Here is a 21,748-nt window from a genome sequence, read left to right on the forward strand (position 1 = left end):
TCCTTACATGAATAATAGATGGATAGTTAGCGATAATGAGACCTTACAAGAAAAGAACAGACGCCAGCCGTCCGTTCTCTCCTTGATCATGCTATTGTTGAAATGATTACAGTTGACGTAATTCTTGTTTTATTTCGGTCTTGGATTTTGTCTTTTCATCAATATCTTTCAATTTCTTTGCAGGTGTACCTGCCACAACCGTGTATGGAGCTACATCATCCACGACAATCGCTCCAGCTGCAACGACAGCTCCTTTTCCGACTGTTACACCTTCAAGGACAACGGCATTGGCGCCAATGACTACATCGTCTTCGATGACGACGGGTTTTGCAGATGGCGGCTCAATGACCCCGGCAAGCACCGCACCAGCTCCAATATGACAATTCTTCCCTACTGTAGCACGGCCACCAAGTACAACATTCATATCGATCATCGTTCCTGCACCTACTACAGAACCGATATTGATCATTGCACCCATCATAATGACCGCATTGTCACCAATTTCCACTTGATCGCGAATGATGGCGCCTGGTTCAATACGCGCTTTAATCCCTTTTAGGTCAAGAAGAGGAATCGCAGAATTTCGGCGATCATTTTCTACTACATAGTCTTCGATTTTATCTTTATTTTCTTCAAGAATAGTAGAAAGCTCGCCCCACTCCCCGAATACGACACCGGAATTTCCTTGAAGGAAGGTTTGGGAAGATGAACCAAAGTCGATTCCCTCTATGTCACCTTTCACATAAACCTTCACAGGGGTTGACTTGGTACTATTTTGAATAAAAGATATAATTTCGTTTGCGTCCATCATTTTCATAAGAATACCCTCCGTAATTATGTATAAATTCAGAATTTGTTCCTTGAATTACTTTATCAAATGAAAGGATGTAAGACAACCCTAAACGTCAAAACTATGAATTTTCATGAATGAATTCATTTACCACTTCAACAAATGCTTCTACTTGTCTTAATTGAAAGGCGGATTCATAACCCAGTAACCACGTGTCCCTGTGTATAAGAGAATCATGTTCATCGATTAATGGGATTTTATAAATGTCTTCTTCCATCCCGTCTAATGTGATTGCGGGTAAAATGGCGTAGCCGATTCCGTTTAATGTCATCTGCTTACATGTTTCAATTTGATCTACAACGATGGTTCGCTTCGGAGTGGTCTGGAATTGCCGATGCCACCAGTCCTGAATTTCCTGATAATAATTCGAGTCACTTTTAAATTGGATAAACGGTCGATCCGTTTTCATGACTTCTTCAATCGATTGAATTTCTCTATCGACTAAATACAGTGTATCTTGAAAGAGATGGTGTTTGGGGCCCTTCCAATCGGGAGTGCCACGAATAATGCCGATATGTACTTCATTTTCATAAATCGCTTTAAGAATTTCACTGCTCCATCCTGTTATTAATGAGATTTTGGCATGAGGATAGGTTTCCACAAACCTTTTAAGTACTTTAGGAAGCCAATTCTGACCTACAATCGAGGCACATGCAATCTTCAAGGTTCCATGAACCTCGAACTCCAATGCTTGAATTCTTTCCTTCACACTTTCTTCCTTCAGCAGCATTTCTTCAGCCAACTTCACCACAAGCTCTCCGGCAGGTGTTAGGGCCAGACCTTTTTGTGAACGAAGAAATAATCTGGTCCCCCATTCCTTTTCAATCGTCTGGAGTCTTTGTGACAGTGCGGGCTGCGATACAAATAGCCGCTCTGCTGCTTTACGCATGTTCATCTCCTGAGCCAGTACGTGCAGTAATTGATATTCTGAGAACGCCATCATTTTCACCTTCATAAGTTTTTCTTATATTATATCTTAATTAATATAAAATTTCATTATTATCAAGAATGGAATAGACTGATAGTAGAAACATTGGGAGGTGCCTTAAAATGGAAGTGATTCTCTTTTTCACCGGCTTGGTGGTAGCACTCATTGGAACTTTGGCAGGAAGCGGTGGATTGATTGGTATGCCGGTGATGCTATTACTTGGTTTACCCATTCATACTGCCATCGCCACGGCCAAATTTTCAAATATTATAAGTTCTTTTTCAAGCTTTATTTATTTAATAAAAGATGGAAAGGTTACATGGAAAGAATGTTTACCTATTCTTCCAATTGCTCTTGCGGGAGGGTTGAGCGGGGCATTTTTCTCGGATAAAATACCTCCATCTTTACTTGAATGGATGGCCTTCTTCTTTCTGTTATTCGCCCTTTTTCTAAGTATCATAAAAGGATTCAAGCCCAAGAAAGTAAACCCGAAGCAATTTAGGGTTTATGGATTTTTGTACTTAATCAGTACGTATGACGGATTGTTCGGGCCGGGGCAGGCAACCATGCTCATGTACACTCATCTGTTACACGGGCTTTCATATTTAAAATCGGTAGCTCTCACCAGATTTCAGACTTTTGTAAGCTGCTTAGGAGCATTCACCGTCTATTTTTATAATGGCCACGTAGAATGGGGAGCTGCCATCCCTTTTGCACTTGGTGCACTAATCGGGGCTCAAGTGGCAGTAAGGGTAGCAGCCAACCTTTCTACGAAACATGTACAAATTTTATTAAACGTGCTTACTCTCATTCTTATATTACAGTTGGGGAAAAATCTATTTCTTTAGCGATTGGTCCCTGGGTAGAAATAAGATGCCGATGAAGCTAAACAGTGCAAAAAATAAAACGACTAGATAGACAGATTGCAAGGAACCTGTAAGTGCATTTTGTAGAAGCTCGAGCATACCGGAAGACAATTGCTCCCTCTCTTGTTGATTCAAGAGCATATTCACATCATTGATAGAATAATCATTACCGCTTGCTTCTAAGTAGCTATGCAGGCGGCTGTTCAAAATTCCTCCCAATAGCGCAGCTCCTATCGTCGTACCTAAATTCCTCATAAACATATTGGTGGCAGTCGCAATCCCTCTGACCTGCCACTCGACAGTAGACTGAATGGAAACGATAAAGGATGTAGAGCTTAGCCCCATCCCTACCCCTACAAAGAATGATCCAATTGCTGGCCATAATGGACCGTATGAGGGATCCATCAAGACAAAGATCGTTCCACCTGCTATAAGGGATATTCCCCCCATCAAGGAAGTTTTAAAGTAGCCGATCCTTAATAATAAGCGTCCGGCGATTGTAGCCGAAATCGGCCAGCCAATAGACATGGCGGTCAATGTAAACCCGGCCACAGTTGCACTCCGCTCCATGACACCTTGTACAAAAGCAGGGAGGAAGCTTGAGATGCCAATTAACATAACGCCTGTTGTTAGTGAAACAATATTGGCGACCAAAATGGAACGGACCTTCCATAGATCAAAAGGCATCATTGGTTCTGCCGTTCGTCGTTCGTGATAAAAAAACATAACAAATCCCAAGATAAAAAGGGTGATTAGAAATATCGCCTGCCAGGAGCCCCAAGGCAGGTGTACACCTCCTTCGACCAGGAGATACATTAAAGATGAGAGGGTTACAACTAATAGAAATGCACCACCATAGTCGATAACCGGTTTTTTCTTTTCAATGTTCTCGTGTAAGTACAGCCACAGTCCGATAATCGATATTATGCCGAGTGGGATATTGACCCAAAACACGTACCTCCAACTCGCATACTCAACCAACAAGCCCCCAACGAGAGGTCCGCTGACGGCGGAAATCCCCCATACACTTGATAAATACCCTTGTATTTTGGCACGTTCCTCCTTTGAATAAATATCTCCCACAATCGTAGTTGCCATAGGTAATACCGCTCCCGCACCAAGTCCCTGGATGAATCGGAATAGAATCAATTGCTCCATCGATTGGGCAAATCCGCATAAAGCGGACCCAATGAGAAAAATTATGATCCCGATTGAGATAATCGGTTTCCTGCCAAATAAATCAGATAGTTTACCGTAGATAAGAACGGTTACGGCATTCATTAAAAGATACGCTGAAAACACCCAACTATACAGAGAGAAGCCACCAAGATCACCTACGATGGCAGGCATGGCGGTAGAGACGATCGTTGCTTCAATGGCCCCCATGAACATAGCCAGCATCACAGCTATCAATACAAGCGGTTTTATCGTCCTTTTAATGGAACCCAATTCTAAACTGCTCATCTTGTTCTCCTTTGTATCGTCATCAATAAACAAAATAAAGAGGATGACAATTATGCCATCCTATATGATCTTACCGTTATGTAACCGTCATGAAGGGGTTAATCCCTTTTAAACAGTTGTCGTTGAAGTTGCTTTAACACAACTCTCCTTGTCATGATCCCTTCAAAGTATCCATCATCAGAAACCACACACAAGAATGGATGATCCACTAAAAGCTCAAGTGCTTTCTTAAAATCTGTTTCTAAGGAGACGCTGGGAAATTCAGTTGTCATGACTTCCTCTACCTTCTTTGCTTCAAGTTGTTCAAACTCAAAGCGTTCAAGACCAAGAATGGAATCTGTGATTAAACTGGAACTGATTAAGCCCTGAAAACGAAATGTCGGATCAAGCACAGGGATGGCTGAGTAACCACTCTTAGTGAGTAATAGTAACGCATGTTCCAAAGAATTACCCACTTGAACATGAGCCACCTTCTCAGAAGGAATAATGAAATCTTTAATATTCGTTTCTAATAACTCCTTGCTACTCAATGAAATCATGTATAACCCCTCATTTTTAAAAATAAGAATTTGCGTGCCAATCTATAAACAAAAGAATCAGACACTATCCATTTTAACATATTGGAAGAAAAATGTATGTTTTGACGATCGGTTTGAAGACTAAAAAAGATAACCGAATGGTTACCTCTTTAGTACATTAATCTTGTTGGGCTTCTTGTAGAAGTTCAAAAATTTCAATCGCTGTAATGTCTATGTTATCAAAAGGAAAGCTGTTTCCTTTTTCATTCATGACTTCAATTTCGAATGTATCTTGTTTTGGTAAATACTTTACCTCACAAATTTTCTTTCCATTGTATTCGAAAAATCGTTGTTGAGTTTCCCCTTGTTCACCTTGTTCTTGTAATGATTTTAATCTTTGTATAATTCCAAGAAGCTGAGACATAATCGGTCTCTCCTTTCCTGTTCTAATTCTTGGTCATAGCTTTTGCATTGTACCAGATTCTATCCTGTAAAATCTAATGTTTTGTCCTTTTTCTACATAAATTCCTTTATAATGAAAGGGTAGAAATATTTTCTCCCCGAAAGGATGGATCCGATGAGTATTTATCGTATAGATTCCCGAATATCGTTAGTTGATCTAATGGATTTGTCACTACAGGAACGTACAGGAAGTTATATTATAAACGAAGAGTCCCTTACCATTGTCGAAACATCTGCCAGTCCTTCTATACCTCATCTAAAAAAAGGTCTCTCTAAGTTAAACATTAATCTTGAAGATATTCAATACATAATTTTAACTCATATACATCTAGATCATGCTGGGGGAGCAGGTCTTTTCCTGAAAGAATGCCCCAATGCAAAGGTCATCCTACACCCGAAAGGACGTCGTCACCTTTCAGACCCTGCACGCTTGATTGCAGGAGCAAGAGCGGTATATGGAGAGAAATTCGATGACCTTTTCCACCCGATAGAGCCAATTCCAGAAGACCGGATGATTGTAATGGAGCATGAAGAAAAACTGAAACTGAGCGAAAACTGCACATTTACGTTTTACCACACCCCTGGTCATGCAAATCACCATTTAAGTATCTTTGATTCTGTGTCAAATGGGATGTTCACCGGGGACACATGCGGAATCCAGTATACGGTGGGGTCAAAGCACTTCTATATCCCTTCTACTTCCCCCAATCAATTTAGTCCTGAAAACATGAAGGATTCCATAAGCATGTATAAGGGACTGCAGCTTGATCGCTTGTATTTTGGGCACTACGGTGTCACTGAAGAAGTATCATTTGCATTAGGGGAGGTAGAAAGATGGCTTGATCTTTTCATGGAAAAAAGTAAGGAACAGTTCTCTTCCAAAAGAACAGGGGAAGAGAACGTAAAAGCGATATCTGCTGTACTCTTTGAACTTACAAAGAGTACAATGGTCCAAAAGGGGGTAGATCCAGACCACCCGATATTCAAATTAGTAACTCTGGATACGAATGTATCAGCAATGGGAATCGTAGATTATTTCGTAAAGCAAAGCAAAGGAGAAAAACCATCATGAAAAAAGTCACATTATACACTCAACCAGAATGTCCACCCTGTGAAATCGTCAAGATGTATTTGAAAGAACACAATGTGGAATACAAAGAAATCAATATCAAAGAAGATGAACAAGCGAGAGATTATCTTGTAAAAGAGCTGAAATCTTATTCCACTCCGACAATCACTGTGGACTCTGAAGTGATTTCAGGCTTCAATTTAGAAGCCCTAACGGGAGCATTAAACAAATAAACTTTAGGTTTTACAAAAAAAAGTTGGCCGATTCGCTTTTCACGGCCAACTTTTTTGTATTATTGGGATTGAATGTTTTCAGGTAACTCGTAGATAATGGATGAAACCTTCCACATACCTTCTTCTTCACTTAATACGATAGCTTCAACACCTGAAACCCGGGATACAGGACCTTCTTCCTCATCTGTACGTTCTTCCCACACGTACCACTTTCCATCTATGTATTTTACGTTGGTAGACTCATCATACTTTAAAAATGGAATATAGTGTGGTGCGAAGTCCGATCCAAATGTGATATAACCGCCTTCAACTTCATAAACATTTTCCTTTACAAAGCTTGCTGTTAGATCCTTTGTGAAATACTGTGACAACTTGTCATTAATCTGTTTCATCGATTGTGGTTTTTCACTTAATGATACTTGGGTACGAAAGGCATCTTCCACAAGAGATAATGCGTTATCTTCAGTAAATTCTGATGCCTGGGTTTGACTTACTTGTCCACATGCTGCTGTAACGAGACCTACCATAAGAAATAATAGCCATAATTTTTTCATTTCCATTTGCTTTCCCTCCCTTAAAAACTAGTTGAAATTATTGTAGCAATGGAAAATTGTCGATTGGTTATCATTTGTTCGTTAAATCCTAACAAGAACTGACATATATTTTGGTTTGGTTGTAAAATTCCCCCTATTGATGACAGTCAAACACGAAAATCAATGGTACATTTATCCAAAAAGGGTGCCGCATGATTTCATGCGGCACCCTTTTGATTATGATAAATAGCGAATGGACCAATATATAATAAACAATGTAATGAGAATGGTTGCAATTAGGATAGACAAGAAAATTGGATTTCTAATATAAGGATGCTCTTTCACAACATCCGGAATATCGGTATCATATTCACCCTTCAGCCGCTTTTCCTGCCCAGCCAGTTTAAAGGTATACACCAGCGAATAACCTGCTATCCCTATGACAATCAGGGAAAGCACGATCATATATATACTCATCATAGCCCCTCCTTACAAAATGTCCTTAAGAATAATTTGTCCCAATAGGAAAAGGCTATACAAGAAAAGCGGAAGGGCTTTGCCCAGAGGCGACAAGCATAAGAGGAAACTGACAAAAAGGCGCCTTTTGCCTTTATGTCAGTTTCCTCTTATGACCTCGAGCCTCTAAGCCCTGTAGCTGGACATCAAGAAAAGCGGAAGGGCTTAGGTAGCCTTTACACACCTCCCAAAAAGTTAATTCATAAGGAGTGGTAGGCTGAAAACAGAAACCGTTTCTTTCCGCTCCAGGCACTTGCTTTCCGCGGGGAGGAAGTCGAGCCTCCTCGACGTTCCGTCTGTGGGGTCTCGACCTTTCCTCTATCTCCCGCAGGAGTCAAGTGCCTTCCGCTACAATCCACTCTGTGCTTCTATAATATTGATTGCCTAATAACGGATGGAAAACACAAAAAAGCCCTATTGTAGATATGTAGAGCGCTTGTCTCTGAAAATAGTCTATCTACAAAGAAGTTTTAAAATCAGTTAGTACAGTTTATCGTTATTACCCACCATGGGGATTACTTGCCCTTTCCAATTAAAATTATAAAGCATTCAATTGGACATTTAATCAAAGGCTTTTGTGACAGCTAGATCGGATAAATGAGAATCGTATCCTGAGTTTGACGCCAAGATGTCCCCATTAGATTGGAGTCAACGGAACCTGTAACTGTCAACTAAATAGAAGAAAGTGAATTAGACACCACCAAAAAAATTTTAATATTGCGGGACATAGAAAACGTGAAAAATCCCTATATTTAGAAAATTAATGAGTATATGGCTTCAGTTTAAATACTTCTTTGAAATAGGTAAAAAAAAAATAAAATCATTTAGGATGAGGAAAAAGAATACTGATTTCTGGTTAGATTGATTTTAGACACCCTTTAGCTCTGTCACTAAAATCCTCTTCAAGATGGTGAGGGGAACTGCGGAGACTCCTGCGGAAGTACGGGCGTGCTGAGACCCCGGAAGCGAAGCTGAGGAGGCTCGGCCGAACGTCCGCGGAAAGCGGAGCAGTTCCCCTCACCATCCAGCATACACTAATTGACAGAGGCCAAGAAGATCATAAAATTATAAAAAATCTTTTCGAAAAAGCCTAATTAAAAGATCAAACCATCCTCCTCAAATAAAAATTCATACGAAAGATCCATAAATAAATATAATCCATTGCCAAATGGAAAGGAATAGGTCCGGATGGATTCTCCTGAATCAATATCGCTGTAAATGTCTGACAATAAACCTTTCTTATTGATTCTCATACGAATGATATTTTCCAGAAAGTACGGGCGCCAGCTCCAGTTCTTTCCTTTATACCTTGGTTCAATCTGCCACTTTTGATCCGTTTTTACTACGTTACTAGTCACTTGGAAGCCATTTTCATCACAAATGTATAAACGGAAGCATTTTTCGGTAAAATACTTCCCCAACTCAAAGAGTATGTCATCGAACTCAGTACTTTGTTTTTTTATCATCAGCAGCTTTTGACTGATTTCTTTATGTAGGACGTCTGCGAATTCATACCCTGCTTCAAGATGCTTCTTCTCATATCGAATATAGTCCTGACATTTCTCCTTCAATTTTTCTTTTAGGATATCCGGCTTCAAAAATGATTCTGACGGGTGCTGCAGGTAATACCCTTGATAATAACGGCCCCCGTTCAACCAGGCAAACTGCAGTTGAAAGTTGATTTCAATATTCTCAAATAAGAGGGATGCACCTATCTTTCTCGCAAGCATTGACAAACTGTACAATATATCTTTATAGACTTTATTCCCCGCATCATTTCTCAGTTGGTATAAATCCACCTTCAAAATATCAGGGGAAAATTGAGATAGCCGATCCAACTGACCGCTGTTACCGCCCACGTTATCAATCGCAATCTTAATTCCATAAGTTTTGTAATACAGAAGCAAATGAACAAGCTGATCGAAGTCCCCGACGAATGTTTTTTCAGAAAGCTCAATTACCGTCCGGCTCAAATCCAAACCCTTTTTTTCGTAGTCTTGAAGTAATTCCAGAAAGGATTCCCCATGGTCAAGCATCAATAGCCTTGCATCACGGTTTAAAAAGATATACCCCTCTTGCTCTTCACCTAAAAACTTACTTAGAGCCAGTCTGGTTACTCGATCATCCACTTCCATTTTATATTCATCCGGTATCTCTTCATCTCCAAAGAACGGTCCGAGACTCTCTATGACCCCTTCACCGACTTCCATTCTACCTAATACTTCGTAACCGATGATTTTATGTTCATCCGCACTGAAAATTGGTTGAAAGTACGGAATCACTTTTTCAATATTGGTCAATACTTCTAATGCGTCCATGCGCACTCCCCCACCATTACTCTTTTTTTCGCATAATTATAACACAACTATACAGTGGAATCGAAAAGACATAAACAAAAAAGCTTTCCCTGCACTGCCATTAGGACATATGCGGGAAAGCCATGATCTTTCGATCCTATTTTATCTTGTATTAGAACGGAAATTGATTTAGCCATTGCCCCCCGTCCATTGTGATGCACTCTCCGTTTATATACGCTGCTTGATCTGACGCAATAAAGTAAGCAAGCCCCGCGATCTCTTCCGGTGTTCCTAATCGTTTTAACGGGACACTATCAATCGTTCTTTTCGCTGCCTCATCAGAGATCCAAAGCTTCTCGGCCCCACCGGTTCTTTCAATTGGTCCAGGGGCGATGGCGTTTGTACGAATACCGTATTTATGGCCCCACTCTACGGCAAGTGTGCGGGTTAACGATAAGACTCCGGCTTTTGCAGCGGCAGAATGAGCCACACCTGCACCTGCATTCCAAGCGTATGTGGCAACCATATTAATAATTGACCCCTTTTGATTGTTCTCAATCCAATAATTCCCTACAGCATGTGAGCACAGAAACGTTCCATTTAGAACGATATCAATAACAGATTTCCAGCCATTAGGAGTGAGTTTTTCCGCCGGACAAATAAAATTTCCTGCCGCATTGTTTATGAGTACATCGATTTTGCCGAACTTCTCAGTCGTGAATTCAACCATGGCCTTTACGTGTTCCTGTTCCCTGACATCCATTTGAAAGACTTCAATCTTTCCATCAAGAGCTGAAAACTCTTCCTTCACCGATTGTAGTCTTTCTTCATTTCTACCTGTTACAACGACGCTTGCGCCAGACTCTACAAAGTGCTTCGCCATATACTTCCCCATACCATTCGATCCGCCTGTTACAATGACAACTTGTTTTTCTCCCATATGTATCTCCCCCTTATTCATGAATGAATGTTCACTCATAATTTTATCACATAGTGAGGCACTGCTACCATTTTAAATATAAAAAAAGACTGATTTTTAAGAAAATATCTTCTTCTTAAAAATCAGTCAAAAAATCAGCTATCTGGATTATTAACAATGGTATGGTGTAATTGTGCCAACGCTTTTATAATGGTTTTATTTCTTTTATATCCTTTTGCTTCAACAGAAACATTATTATATGAAACGACTACCTGACCTAAAGATCGAGGAGATTTAAAGCCATAGATATACGCTTTAATCGTTCCTCTATCGGTAGGGAGAAATAGGATTTCCATACGTTTTGTCTTTTTCATAATCCCTCTCCTTTATAAAGCATTCGGAACTTTGATTCACATGGATTTAAACCCTTATATGCCTATCTATGAATCTTTTACTCTCCTCACTTTAAAATAAGTCATAGGAATTACTCTGTCAAACATTTCATCGTTTTTCCAGACGTAAGTGAAAAAGAATGAATTAATACCTATCATCAAGTCTGCCACAAGAAGTGGGGGCAGGGCGTTACATCAGAACAAATTGCTGTTGCTCGATTTCCTTCGGGCAGATCGGTTTACTAAAGAAATAGCCTTGAGCTTTTTGGCAGTTCGCCTCTTTAAGAAAGTCGACTTGTCCCTCTCTTTCTACACCTTCTGCAATCACCTCAAGACCCAGACTATGTGCAAGATGGATAATGGTGGTCGTTATGGCAGAATCCTTCTGATTCATTCCAATCTCTTTTACAAACGATTGATCGATCTTCAATATGTCAATGGGGAATCGTTTCAAATAGTGTAGAGAGGAATATCCTGTTCCAAAATCATCCACAGAAATGTACACACCAAGATCTTTAAGCTTTCTCAGCATTTTTAATGTTTGTTGAGTATCCTGCATGGCTCCCTCTGTAATTTCAATTTCTATGCAGGAAGAAGGAAGATTATACGTTGATAAATAGAAATCAATGGTATCGACTAATTGCTCCTGAAGGAATTGCTTGGGAGAAATGTTGATGGCAACACGTACAGTCTTATATCCTTTCTTTAGCCACTTTTGCAGCTGCATACACACTTGCTCCAATACCCATTCACCGATTTGATGAATCAGTCCTGTTTCTTCTGCCAATGGAATGAACTGTGCAGGGGATACAAACCCAAATTTGCGGTTGTTCCAGCGGACTAACGCTTCGAAGCTATCAATGGTACCTGTAGCTAAGTTTACCTGTGGCTGATAGTGGACGTACAGCTCCCCCTTTTCTATGGCTTTTCTGAGATGAGATTCCATGATTATATAATTCGGAAAACTTGATTTCATATGCGTTTGGTAAAAACGATAATGGGCTCTTCCTTTTTCTTTCACTTCAAAGAGTGCTTGGGCAGCTTTTTGGATGAGTGAATTAGAATCATATCCATCTGCAGGATAACGGCTGATCCCAATCGAAGGAGAAATGTAAAATTCCTGCCCATCTATCGTAAAAGGATCTATGAACAAGGCCAATGTTTCCTTCGCTTTCGTCTTGGTATCATCAAAACCACTATTCTTCAACAGAAAAATAAATTCATCCCCTCCTTGTCTGTACAATAAACATTCTTCGTTCGTTAGGGTTACCAAACGCTCTGTGATTTTTTTGAGAAACCGGTCTCCACCCTTTAAACCAAGCGTATCATTTACAAATTTAAACCGATCTAGATCCAAGTATAAAAGCGAGAGCTCTATACCTCTTTCTTCCATATTATGAATGATCAAAGGGACATGATCATCCAGTGCTTTCCTGTTCCAAAGACCAGTTAATTGATCATGCAGTGCCATATAATGGATCATTTCATTCTGTTCATGATGCTTGGTTATATCCTTCACAATAATATAACAGCCGTCACACTTTTCTTTTACAACGATGGGAACCATTTTCAGCTGGGTTATTTTCTCCTCTCCGGATTCGTTAAGAAGAAGACTATAATCAATCGTAGAAGGAGTTCCCATTAGTGTTTGTATGAGTGATTCTGTCAAAAGCAACTCATTTTGAGAATGAAATAAATCATAGATTTTCATATTTACCAAGTTTTCTTTTGAATAGCCTGTTAATGAGCAGCCTGCTCCGTTAGATTCCTTGATGACACCTTGTCCGTCGAGAATGAATATGGCATCCAGATTATGCTCGATAATGGATTTATAGCGTTCTTTCGCTTTCACTAATTTCTTCTTCTCCAGAATGGACGATGTTATATCCCTCGTAATGGAAACAACGTACTCTACTTTTCCATATCCATCCTTGATGGGTGTCAGTATGGATTCGTTCACAACCCGATTTCCATTCGTATGAAAATAAGTATCCTGATAGGTAACGCTCTCACCCTTTTGAACCAGCTGGGAGTATTTCTCCTGTAAGTCAGTAGCCATCTCGAATGAAACCACTTCCTCCAATAAGCGCCCCATATCATCATGTTGAATGGATGTATACCTTTTGGCTGATTCATTTATGTATAGATACCTGAAAGAAGGTCCCTCTTCAACCTTCATAATAAAAATCATATCATGTATTTGATCTAAAATAAGTTCTTTCAATACAATGTCAAGGACCTGTTGATCTTGACCGTTGGTGTCCTTAATAGTAGTCCAGTTCATGGATTCGTCATCCTTTTAGCCTTCTGTCATTTTCTACATCATGCATCCTCCTTATATTTTACTAGTTAATCCAAGAATTTCCTACATTCTTATAAGAATATTCGTTATTTTCTTCGCTCTCCATTACTTTATACCTACATTCTACTCCTTACGTCTGCCTATTATAGGTGAGACAGGCGCGCAGTTCGAATGTGAACCATACACTAATGTGAATAGAGAGAGGAGGTTTATTGTATATGTATCAACACGCATATTACCCATATCACAGTAATCCACAGTTTAGAGGAGGAAATCAGCGCTTCTTCCCATTCTTTGGATTACCGTTTATAGCAGGTGGATTAGCCGGGTTGGCCATTAGTCCGTTCCTTTTCAACAGACCTTGCTACGGTCCTGCTTGCTATCCACCTTATCCGCCTTACGGAGGGTATCCTTACCCTGCTTACCAACAACCCTACGGTGGAAATAATATCCAATCTTCACCGTATAACTTTACAGAGAATATTAATATATACCCCCAAAGATAAACAAAAGGCTCACCTGAAAATGTAAGGTTTACATTCTTTAGGTAGAGCCTTTATGATGTTTACATTCAACAGCTTTTCAAGTCTTGGTACACCGTCTTATCCTCTTAAGGTTTACTCCTACTATAGAAATAGACCCATCAAAATATTACTAACTTTCAACAAGAAACTCCCCCGTACCTTTCCAATCCCATAAAAAGGAGGTATAATGGAGATTAATACAATGGAAAGGAGCCAATAACTTGAGGAATACTAGTAAATCTACCCCTTCTTCCACATCTGTAATCACCCTCTCTCAAGCTATTTTCACTGTCAATCGTCATGCGAAAACAGCAGGTAACCCAAAATACTTATATTCATTAAAAAAACGATCCTTAATGAAAATGATCCGGGAAGGTAAGGCGAAGAAAGTTGGACTTCACTTTTCCAACAACCCAAAGAATAGTCAACAACAATCTGATGTATTGATTGATTGCGGAGAATATACCTTTCATATCCCTCCAACAAAGGAAGATTTCAAAGAATTGCCCCATCTGGGTTCACTTGATCAATCGTTAAGAAATCCTAAATGTAAAATGGGACTTCAACAGGCTAAAGGCATTTTAGAACATTATACAGGGATGTCTGATCGTAATGAACAGCCACGTAAACCCGGGAAGAGCAGTTATCAAAAACCTGTTTTTAAAAAGTTGGGCGATAGCTTCTTTTAATGCTCAATGATTTTAGCTGATTAACGCATATATGTCATAAAGGGTTCAGACAAATGTCTGAACCCTTTATGATTATCCTCGATTTCATTGATTCTACAATATATGTTGATCGATTTTCAAAATCAGATCAGCAATTTCGGGTTTACTGATTTGATCCTCTGCTCCGACCATCTCACCTTTATGTTTTAAATCATTTGTAATCAGTGAAGAAAAAATGATGACTGGGAGTTTGTTGAGCTTGGAATGATTTTTGATTCTTTTGGTCAAATGATGCCCGTCCATTTGCGGCATTTCAATATCTGTAATGACAAGCTGAACTGACTGTTGAATATCGTGAGTTTCCTCAACAAGTGATTCCAGATAATTGAATGCATCGGCCCCATTCTCAAAAAACTCAACTTCTTCATATCCTGCTTCACTCAACGTATCGCTCAATAGCTTGCGTAGTAAAGGGGAGTCCTCTGCAGCAACAATCTTCTTATTCCTTCTCTGCCTTGGTCCTAACTTCTTCACTTGTTCCACCCGAATCCCCGTATCAGGATTGATTTCCAGCATGATACTCTCAAAATCCAATAACAATATCAGTGATTCGTTTCGCTTAATCACACCTATTATTCCGGAATGTACACCAGAATACATCTCTGAAGGTTTCTCTATTCGATTCCAGGAAATGCGATGAATTTGAGTAACGTTATGTACATGAAAAATGACTTTCTGTTGATTAAACTCAGCAACAATGTATTTTGAAGTGGATGTTTCCTCCTCTTCCACCCCCAGTACCCTTGCCATATCGATTACTGGAAGTACCTCTCCCCTCAATTGAATGAGTCCTTTCACGTGAGGATGAGAATGGGGAATAGGAATGACAGGAGTTGGTTGGATAATCTCCTTCACTTTGATCACATTAATACCAAATTTATTTTGATGAACTTCAAATTCAACAATTTCAAGTTCATTGGTCCCGCTTTCAAGAAGAATACTGTTTGATTGATTCAATTATTTTCGTCCTTCCATACAAACATGAGTATTTGCCTTACTCTTCTTATATCGAACATTTGATAAACATGTTTACAGGTAATCGTGAAAAAAGTTGTCAGATCCTTTTAAGAATCAGACTTTTTTAACCCTCATTTTTATACTATGACCGATTTGGTAATAGAAAGTGAATCCTTATACATACTAAGGGGAGGAGGTGTTTATATGACCGATCGAAGGGACTTAGAGAACCAGATCCTGCCTGACTTTGACGAAATAAGTGCCCACATCCTACCCTCACAAAACAATCTTCCCATTATTGCCATTGGGAAGAATGCTGATGGAATAGATGAACCCGATGAACTCTCTTATATCGAAGGACAAAGGAGAATAAATCAGGAGAACCGTGAAAATCCTCAGAAATAAAAGAAAAAGCGATTGAAGGCATCCCTTCAATCGCTTTTCCGTTTATACTCCTCGCTTGTTTCCCCATACTAAAGTATGCAGCTGTGGGAGCACACGCACATGGTTGAGTTCTTCCTTCTCACAAACCTTTTCAATGAGCGCTTCATAATCCAATAATAAATTTGACAAAAGCTTTGGTGTATCTTCTTCGGAAACAGTAGGGTTACCTGTCTGAATATAAAATGGAACGTCAGGATAGTGTTTATGAATCTTTGTGGCGTATTCCAGATCTTTATCATCAAACACTACAACTTTCAAGCTGAATTGTGAGCCATTTTGTATCAAACGGTGAACGATGAAATCCAACTTCTCAAAGTCCGTTTTCATTTTCGAACTTGGAGGCTTTGGCGAAAGTGTCAGGTCATCTATATCATAGAACCAATCCTGCCAGCGGCTTCCTTGAGTCTCTAAGGCCGACCTTATGCCATTCTCCTTTAAGATCTCGATAAGCTCCTTTAAATGAGCCAACAATGCAGGATTACCACCGGAAATGGTTACATGTGAGAACTTGTTTTCACCGACTTCTTTCAGCCTGTTCCACACTTCTTCAGCCGTCATAAGCTGAATATCGTCTTTCGCCGAACCATCCCACGTAAATGCAGAATCACACCATGAACAACTATAATCACATCCCGCAGTTCGGACAAACATCGTCTTTTGACCAATTACCATACCTTCCCCCTGAATGGTTGGACCAAATACTTCTAAAACGGGGATTTTCTTCATGATTGTCTCCCCTTTGGTCTGTAAATGACGTAACTTGTCGGTGTTTCTCTTAAAAATACTTGAAGGCACTTAGGTTGGTGGGGCAGTGTATCTAAATGAGCCTGAATGATTTCCCACATCACTTTCGCTACAACTTCAGTGGTCGGGAACATATTGCCGTTCTCTGCAGAAAACAATTCATCTTCGTTCATGACCTTATGATCAAAGCGCTTATGAATCAGCTTCTTGATGTGTTGGAAATTAATTAGAAACCCGGACTCATCAAGCTGATCCCCGCCAATCGTAATATTGGCAAAGTACGTATGACCATGGATATCCTGACAGCTTCCTGCATCTTCATGTGGAATATAATGGGCTGCCGCAAAATGCATATCTTTATTTAATTCAAATTCAAAAGTGTGGTCAGGAGTCGGGTAGATTTGTTGTATCATCTTCACTCTCCCCCTTTTTTTGCACTTTTATATTCTTCCAGCCCTTTTTGTCTAAGCTCACATGCAGGACACTCACCGCACCCACTGCCTTTTATCCCATTATAGCAAGTGAGTGTATTTTCCTGTACATAACGGAATGCACCTAAATCATCTGCCATTTCCCACGTTTGTGCCTTATTGATCCACATGAGAGGAGTATGGATCACAAACTGATCATCCATGGATAAATTGAGGGAAACATTCAAGGATTTGACAAAAATATCCCGGCAATCGGGATAGCCGCTAAAATCCGTTTCACATACACCTGTTACAATATGCCTCGCTCCGATTTGCTTGGCGAGTACGCCTGCAAATGACAGGAATAATAGATTTCTTCCTGGAACGAATGTAGATGGTAATTCACCATCCTGATGAGTGATTTCTTCATCTGCCCGTGTTAAAGCACTTGGTGCCAATTGATTTAATAAGCTCATATCTAATACATGGTGAGGGACTTTCAGATCCTGTGCAATCTCTTTTGCACAATCAAGCTCTGCTACATGCCTCTGACCATAGTTAAATGTCACCGCTTCTACTTCTTTAAATGCTTTCTTTGCCCAAAATAAACACGTTGTACTATCTTGACCTCCGCTGAATACGACTAACGCTTTCTCTGTGTTCATAAAAGGTTCTCCTTTCTCTTCTGCAGGCTCTTTTGCCATGAAAAGAAGAAAGAGATTCTTTGATACCCTATAACATTGGCTTTAAAGCCGTCATTAACAAAAAATAACGACACCTAAGGATGCCGTTTTCCTTAGTTTTTTATAGAGGGTTGTGCTAGAACCTCTCGAGACTTATCAATAATCCCAGTTCTTCTTCTTTTGTCCTCAACCAATATAACGTTTTTTTTCAAAAAAATCTACTGTTTAAGGGAATTTCATCGGAAATTTAATCACCATCTTGAAAGCCGATCGTTTGTCTGATACCTAGATAAAAAAGCAGAACTCCTCAATGGATTCACTGCTTTTTATGCTTAATTATTTTAAACGAAGGAGCCTCCTACGTTTTCTCCGTTTTTTCGTACTGAACCTGAGCCAACCGATTTTCATAAAGAAACCAAACATGATCAGTGCTATGATACCCATAATCCCGAGAACGATGAAATATCCGCTTCGCTCATCGAGTTCCGGCATATAGACAAAGTTCATCCCATACAGACCCGCAATAAATGTAAGAGGCATAAAAATCGTCGTAATGACGGTTAAGGTCATCATGATATTATTCATTTTATCTGAGTTAATGGATAAATAATTATCCCGGATATCTGATGAAAATTCACGATATGATTCAAGCATCTCGACAAGCTTAATTAAATGATCGTACACATCATTAAAATAGAGCTGCTCTTCTTTGAGTGCATTCAATCTGCCCGAATTGCTGATACGATATAATAAATCCCTCATGGGAACGAGGGTTCTTCTTAACTTTGACATATCATGACGGATATCGAATAGTTCATCCATCAGATCACTATCCGCCTCTTCATTCGTGTTATCCTCTATTTTATTGAGACGATCTTCTATACCATATACGAGGGGAAAATAATCGTCCACTAACCGGTCAACGATTCCATGCATGACTTTAAAAGGACTGAGCTGATCCCCTTCTTGCTGAACTTTTTCCCATACATTATTTAATTCCCTTACTGGTTGTTTATGGAAGGTAACGATAAAACTTGCGTTCACAAACATATTCACTTCGTGGGAATCCAGTGTTTTTTGATTAATGGCATGCAGAAGGACAAATATGTATTGATCATAAAAATCGAGCTTAGCCCGCTGACTGAAATCGTCCAGGCAATCCTCTATCGCAAGTGGATGGAATCGAAAATACAGCTTAAGTAACCGAATATCCTTACTGGTCGGCTCTGCAAAATCCACCCAATACCATTTAACACCCTTTTCTTTTATTCTGGATAATGGAACATTTTGTTCAATTTCTCCATTTTCCATAATAATACTCGTTCGAATCATACGGCTCTCCCTAACTGACATTTATTTATTTTATAACCTTTCCCTTTTTCTTCACCATTCAAACAAAATCACTACGTAAAAGCAGGAATTAATGATAAAATATGAAGCAAATTATTAAAGTAGGTGTACGTATTGGAACAGTATATTAACCCCCGGATCAAGGACATACAGATATCCGGTATTCGAAAGTTTTTTAATATGGTGGCAGGGATAGACGATATCATTTCCCTGACAATCGGTCAGCCGGATTTTCCTACCCCACAACATGTCAAAGACGCGGGTAAGGCTGCCATTGATGATGACTTTACTTCCTATACCCATAATGCAGGATTTCTCGAATTACGAGAAGCTGCGGCTTCGTATGTAAAAGAAAAATATAATGTACATTACAATCCTGTCAATGAGGTCATAGTCACAAACGGCGCTTCTCAGGGGATCGATGTGATCCTTCGTACTATCCTATGCGAGGGAGATGACTGCCTTATTCCGGGACCCGTTTATCCAGGTTATGAACCGATCATTAGACTATGCGGTGCTAATCCCGTACATATTGATATCACTCAAAATGAATTTAAGTTGGATGCTGCTCTTATTGAGGAGAGCTTAACTCCTTCTACAAAATGTGTCATATTGCCTTATCCATCCAATCCAACAGGCGTAAGCCTATCCAAAACAGAATTGAAAGAGATTGCCGACTTGCTTAGAAATAAAAATGTCTTTGTGTTGGCTGATGAGATTTATAGCGAGCTTACTTTCGATGATTCGCATTATTCCATTGCCGAATATTTAAGAGAACAAACCATCGTCGTCAATGGCCTGTCTAAATCACATAGTATGACCGGCTGGAGGATCGGGCTGGTATTCGCTCCAGAATCGATTTCTAAGCATCTTATAAAGGTTCACCAGTACAATGTATCCTGTGCTTCTTCCATTTCCCAGAAAGCTGCCTATGAAGCTCTTACATTCGGAAAAGATGATGCGGCAGATATGAAAAAAGAATATAAAAAACGAAGGGACTATGTATACAAACGATTACGTGAGATGGGATTTGAACGAATCGTCAAACCCGACGGAGCCTTCTACTTTTTCGTCAAAATACCAGACCGGATTCTTTTGAGTTCATTTGATTTCTCGTTAGCACTTGCCCAAGAGAAAAAGGTGGCTGTCGTGCCTGGAGATGCTTTTTCCCAGTTCGGCGAAGGATACTTCCGACTATCCTACGCCTGCTCCATGGAACAGCTTACAGAAGGGCTTGACCGTATCCAGTCCTTCATCCAAACCTGACAAGAGGGACGGACCTTGCTATGCAAGGTCCGTCCCTCTTCATGTTTACCCTTTAAATTCACCGTTATTTTTAGATGCTTTTTCTTTTTTGGCTTTGTCTTTGTGTATTTTGTTTGTTGCCGCACTTCCGATTTCGTGGGAAAATTCCGCATTGATCTTAGAAGAGTCGAATCCTTTTTTGTTCTTCTGTTGTGGATCATTCTTTTTTGTACGTTTCGCCATTGCTTTTACACCCCTTTTATCGATCATGCTTATCCTTCAATGGATCAGCATAGGATTATTATTCGCTTTCTTCTTTTTCACTATACGAATCAACTGCTGGCATAAAAAGAGCAAAAAAAAGAACCAACTCAGTTAACTGGGTTGGTTCAAAAAAAAGGAAAAGGGGGTGTTAGTGAGAAATTAATCTCCAATTTCATGCTTAATTATAGAATACCCGCTTTCCAGAATGGTAAACCACCCTTCTGAAAAAAATTCGATTTTTTTCAAAAGAAAAGTTATTTCAGTAAAACTCTTTAAAAAAGCGCTTTCATAACGTATAATAAACAAGTAAATTCTGAGGAGTGAGGTTCTGACATGTATATGAAAGAACAGTATGTTTTCAGAAACGATCAAATTCATAAAGCTGTTATCAGAAATTATTCCAAGGATGATTTCGATGACTTGATATCCGTTCAAAAAAGAGCATTCCCACCTCCCTTCCCAGCAGAATTATGGTGGAATAAAGACCAACTCGCACATCATTTGTCTCATTTCCCTCTTGGGGCCATGTGTGTGGAAGTTGATGGGAAGTTAGTTGGGAGTATGACCAGCCTAATCGTCGACTTTGATCCGATAGAGCCGCATCATACGTGGGAAGACATAACTGATGATGGATATATCCGTACTCACAATGAGAATGGAAATACATTATATGTGGTAGATCTATGTATCGACCCTGATTATAGGGGATTTAAACTTGGGAAAGTCTTGATGAATGCCATGTTTGAGATGGTCGTTCATTTAAATTTGGATCGCTTACTTGGAGGCGGTCGGATCCCTACCTATCATAAAGTGGCCAAAGATTTCAGGATTGATGATTATATACAGAAATTAACAAGTGGGGAATTCAAGGATCCCGTCATTACGTTTCTTCTGCAAACAGGGCGCACTCCATTAAAAGCGGTTAAAGGATACCTGAAGGATGAAGAATCATGTGACTATGGAGTTTTAATGGAATGGAAAAATCCTTTTAAAAGTTCAAAGTTATAGCGCATTTTGCAAAAATGTACTCCCTGAAAAATAAAAAGGGAT

25 protein-coding genes and 1 riboswitch are annotated in these 21,748 nt (G+C 39.6%); of the genes, 8 read left to right on the top strand and 17 right to left on the bottom strand.

Features of this window, described 5'->3' with window-relative positions; translation table 11 throughout:
- Nucleotides 1-106: 106 nt before the first annotated feature.
- Both dapD and ACXAF2_RS19345 read right to left on the bottom strand, forming a co-directional pair.
- A complete protein-coding gene (gene dapD, locus ACXAF2_RS19340; RefSeq protein WP_475141073.1) occupies nucleotides 107-817 on the bottom strand; it encodes a 2,3,4,5-tetrahydropyridine-2,6-dicarboxylate N-acetyltransferase in 711 nt (236 codons plus the stop codon).
- Nucleotides 818-911: 94 nt separating this feature from the next.
- The gene (locus ACXAF2_RS19345; RefSeq protein ID WP_475141074.1) at nucleotides 912-1,790 is read right to left on the bottom strand and encodes a LysR family transcriptional regulator; all 879 of its coding nucleotides are present in this window, start codon (nucleotides 1,788-1,790) and stop codon (nucleotides 912-914) included.
- 110 nt (nucleotides 1,791-1,900) lie between these two features.
- Here ACXAF2_RS19345 and ACXAF2_RS19350 point away from each other — a divergent pair, with 110 nt between their 5' ends.
- Nucleotides 1,901-2,626: a sulfite exporter TauE/SafE family protein gene (locus ACXAF2_RS19350; RefSeq protein WP_475141076.1), complete on the top strand. Its 726-nt coding sequence runs from the start codon at nucleotides 1,901-1,903 to the stop codon at nucleotides 2,624-2,626.
- Here ACXAF2_RS19350 and ACXAF2_RS19355 read toward each other — a convergent pair.
- The 3 genes from ACXAF2_RS19355 to ACXAF2_RS19365 all read right to left on the bottom strand — a co-directional run bounded on the left by ACXAF2_RS19355 (nucleotide 2,615) and on the right by ACXAF2_RS19365 (nucleotide 5,050).
- The gene (locus tag ACXAF2_RS19355) at nucleotides 2,615-4,108 is read right to left on the bottom strand and encodes an MDR family MFS transporter (protein WP_475141077.1); all 1,494 of its coding nucleotides are present in this window, start codon (nucleotides 4,106-4,108) and stop codon (nucleotides 2,615-2,617) included. The genes ACXAF2_RS19350 and ACXAF2_RS19355 overlap by 12 nt on opposite strands.
- A gap of 98 nt (nucleotides 4,109-4,206) precedes the next feature.
- Nucleotides 4,207-4,647: a cyclic-di-AMP-binding protein CbpB gene (gene cbpB / locus ACXAF2_RS19360; protein ID WP_148968573.1), complete on the bottom strand. Its 441-nt coding sequence runs from the start codon at nucleotides 4,645-4,647 to the stop codon at nucleotides 4,207-4,209.
- Nucleotides 4,648-4,804: 157 nt separating this feature from the next.
- Nucleotides 4,805-5,050 (bottom strand): YkuJ family protein, encoded by a 246-nt coding sequence (locus ACXAF2_RS19365; RefSeq protein WP_034756109.1) that lies wholly within the window; start codon nucleotides 5,048-5,050, stop codon nucleotides 4,805-4,807.
- A gap of 153 nt (nucleotides 5,051-5,203) precedes the next feature.
- Here ACXAF2_RS19365 and ACXAF2_RS19370 point away from each other — a divergent pair, with 153 nt between their 5' ends.
- Together ACXAF2_RS19370 and ACXAF2_RS19375 are read left to right on the top strand one after the other, a co-directional pair.
- Complete coding sequence (locus tag ACXAF2_RS19370; protein WP_475141079.1) at nucleotides 5,204-6,160, top strand: MBL fold metallo-hydrolase; 957 nt, start codon at nucleotides 5,204-5,206, stop codon at nucleotides 6,158-6,160.
- Complete coding sequence (locus tag ACXAF2_RS19375) at nucleotides 6,157-6,390, top strand: glutaredoxin domain-containing protein (RefSeq protein WP_475141081.1); 234 nt, start codon at nucleotides 6,157-6,159, stop codon at nucleotides 6,388-6,390. The genes ACXAF2_RS19370 and ACXAF2_RS19375 overlap by 4 nt, the downstream gene beginning before the upstream one ends.
- 59 nt (nucleotides 6,391-6,449) lie before the next feature.
- Here ACXAF2_RS19375 and ACXAF2_RS19380 read toward each other — a convergent pair whose 3' ends face one another.
- The 6 genes from ACXAF2_RS19380 to ACXAF2_RS19405 all read right to left on the bottom strand — a co-directional run bounded on the left by ACXAF2_RS19380 (nucleotide 6,450) and on the right by ACXAF2_RS19405 (nucleotide 13,331).
- A complete protein-coding gene (locus ACXAF2_RS19380; protein WP_475141082.1) occupies nucleotides 6,450-6,950 on the bottom strand; it encodes a DUF3993 domain-containing protein in 501 nt (166 codons plus the stop codon).
- Nucleotides 6,951-7,160: 210 nt separating this feature from the next.
- Nucleotides 7,161-7,400, bottom strand: a complete 240-nt coding sequence (locus ACXAF2_RS19385) for a hypothetical protein (protein ID WP_262371617.1) — start codon at nucleotides 7,398-7,400, stop codon at nucleotides 7,161-7,163.
- A 1,133-nt stretch (nucleotides 7,401-8,533) separates the two neighbouring features.
- Nucleotides 8,534-9,757: an EAL domain-containing protein gene (locus tag ACXAF2_RS19390; RefSeq protein ID WP_475141084.1), complete on the bottom strand. Its 1,224-nt coding sequence runs from the start codon at nucleotides 9,755-9,757 to the stop codon at nucleotides 8,534-8,536.
- 151 nt (nucleotides 9,758-9,908) lie between these two features.
- The gene (fadH, locus tag ACXAF2_RS19395; protein WP_475141085.1) at nucleotides 9,909-10,676 is read right to left on the bottom strand and encodes a 2,4-dienoyl-CoA reductase; all 768 of its coding nucleotides are present in this window, start codon (nucleotides 10,674-10,676) and stop codon (nucleotides 9,909-9,911) included.
- A 134-nt stretch (nucleotides 10,677-10,810) separates the two neighbouring features.
- Entirely contained in the window at nucleotides 10,811-11,029 is a 219-nt protein-coding gene (locus ACXAF2_RS19400) for a hypothetical protein (protein ID WP_475141087.1), read from the bottom strand.
- 208 nt (nucleotides 11,030-11,237) lie between these two features.
- Nucleotides 11,238-13,331: a sensor domain-containing protein gene (locus ACXAF2_RS19405; protein ID WP_475141088.1), complete on the bottom strand. Its 2,094-nt coding sequence runs from the start codon at nucleotides 13,329-13,331 to the stop codon at nucleotides 11,238-11,240.
- Between the two features lie 236 nt (nucleotides 13,332-13,567).
- Between ACXAF2_RS19405 and ACXAF2_RS19410 the strand changes: the two genes are divergently transcribed.
- Both ACXAF2_RS19410 and ACXAF2_RS19415 read left to right on the top strand, forming a co-directional pair.
- Nucleotides 13,568-13,855, top strand: coding sequence for a hypothetical protein (locus ACXAF2_RS19410; RefSeq protein ID WP_475141089.1), 288 nt, complete (start codon nucleotides 13,568-13,570; stop codon nucleotides 13,853-13,855).
- A 239-nt stretch (nucleotides 13,856-14,094) separates the two neighbouring features.
- Nucleotides 14,095-14,562, top strand: coding sequence for a YkyB family protein (locus ACXAF2_RS19415; RefSeq protein WP_475141091.1), 468 nt, complete (start codon nucleotides 14,095-14,097; stop codon nucleotides 14,560-14,562).
- Nucleotides 14,563-14,655: 93 nt separating this feature from the next.
- Here ACXAF2_RS19415 and ACXAF2_RS19420 read toward each other — a convergent pair whose 3' ends face one another.
- Nucleotides 14,656-15,558 (bottom strand): chemotaxis protein, encoded by a 903-nt coding sequence (locus ACXAF2_RS19420; protein ID WP_475141092.1) that lies wholly within the window; start codon nucleotides 15,556-15,558, stop codon nucleotides 14,656-14,658.
- 204 nt (nucleotides 15,559-15,762) lie between these two features.
- On the opposite strand from ACXAF2_RS19420, the gene ACXAF2_RS19425 reads away from it, so the two are divergent.
- Complete coding sequence (locus tag ACXAF2_RS19425; protein ID WP_148993474.1) at nucleotides 15,763-15,963, top strand: hypothetical protein; 201 nt, start codon at nucleotides 15,763-15,765, stop codon at nucleotides 15,961-15,963.
- 42 nt (nucleotides 15,964-16,005) lie between these two features.
- On the opposite strand, the gene queE is transcribed toward ACXAF2_RS19425, so the two are convergent.
- From queE to corA, 4 genes are all read right to left on the bottom strand, one after another.
- Complete coding sequence (queE, locus tag ACXAF2_RS19430; protein ID WP_475141301.1) at nucleotides 16,006-16,731, bottom strand: 7-carboxy-7-deazaguanine synthase QueE; 726 nt, start codon at nucleotides 16,729-16,731, stop codon at nucleotides 16,006-16,008.
- On the bottom strand, nucleotides 16,725-17,159 hold the full coding sequence (locus ACXAF2_RS19435) for a 6-carboxytetrahydropterin synthase (protein WP_475141093.1): 435 nt from the start codon (nucleotides 17,157-17,159) through the stop codon (nucleotides 16,725-16,727). Before ACXAF2_RS19435 ends, queE begins: the two co-directional genes overlap by 7 nt.
- A 2-nt stretch (nucleotides 17,160-17,161) precedes the next feature.
- Entirely contained in the window at nucleotides 17,162-17,821 is a 660-nt protein-coding gene (gene queC, locus ACXAF2_RS19440) for a 7-cyano-7-deazaguanine synthase QueC (protein WP_475141095.1), read from the bottom strand.
- 125 nt (nucleotides 17,822-17,946) lie between these two features.
- Nucleotides 17,947-17,991, bottom strand: a riboswitch (PreQ1 riboswitch).
- Nucleotides 17,992-18,175: 184 nt separating this feature from the next.
- Nucleotides 18,176-19,171 carry a magnesium/cobalt transporter CorA gene (gene corA, locus ACXAF2_RS19445; RefSeq protein ID WP_475141096.1) on the bottom strand — a complete coding sequence of 332 codons (996 nt, stop codon included), beginning with the start codon at nucleotides 19,169-19,171 and terminating at the stop codon, nucleotides 18,176-18,178.
- 132 nt (nucleotides 19,172-19,303) lie between these two features.
- Here corA and ACXAF2_RS19450 point away from each other — a divergent pair, with 132 nt between their 5' ends.
- Nucleotides 19,304-20,455 carry an aminotransferase A gene (locus ACXAF2_RS19450; protein WP_475141097.1) on the top strand — a complete coding sequence of 384 codons (1,152 nt, stop codon included), beginning with the start codon at nucleotides 19,304-19,306 and terminating at the stop codon, nucleotides 20,453-20,455.
- A 45-nt stretch (nucleotides 20,456-20,500) separates the two neighbouring features.
- Here ACXAF2_RS19450 and ACXAF2_RS19455 read toward each other — a convergent pair whose 3' ends face one another.
- Entirely contained in the window at nucleotides 20,501-20,677 is a 177-nt protein-coding gene (locus ACXAF2_RS19455) for a hypothetical protein (protein ID WP_475141098.1), read from the bottom strand.
- Between the two features lie 354 nt (nucleotides 20,678-21,031).
- Between ACXAF2_RS19455 and ACXAF2_RS19460 the strand changes: the two genes are divergently transcribed.
- A complete protein-coding gene (locus tag ACXAF2_RS19460; protein WP_475141100.1) occupies nucleotides 21,032-21,706 on the top strand; it encodes a GNAT family N-acetyltransferase in 675 nt (224 codons plus the stop codon).
- The last annotated feature ends 42 nt before the right edge of the window (nucleotides 21,707-21,748 follow it).

Source organism: Rossellomorea sp. ABR4_004 (assembly GCF_056159585.1).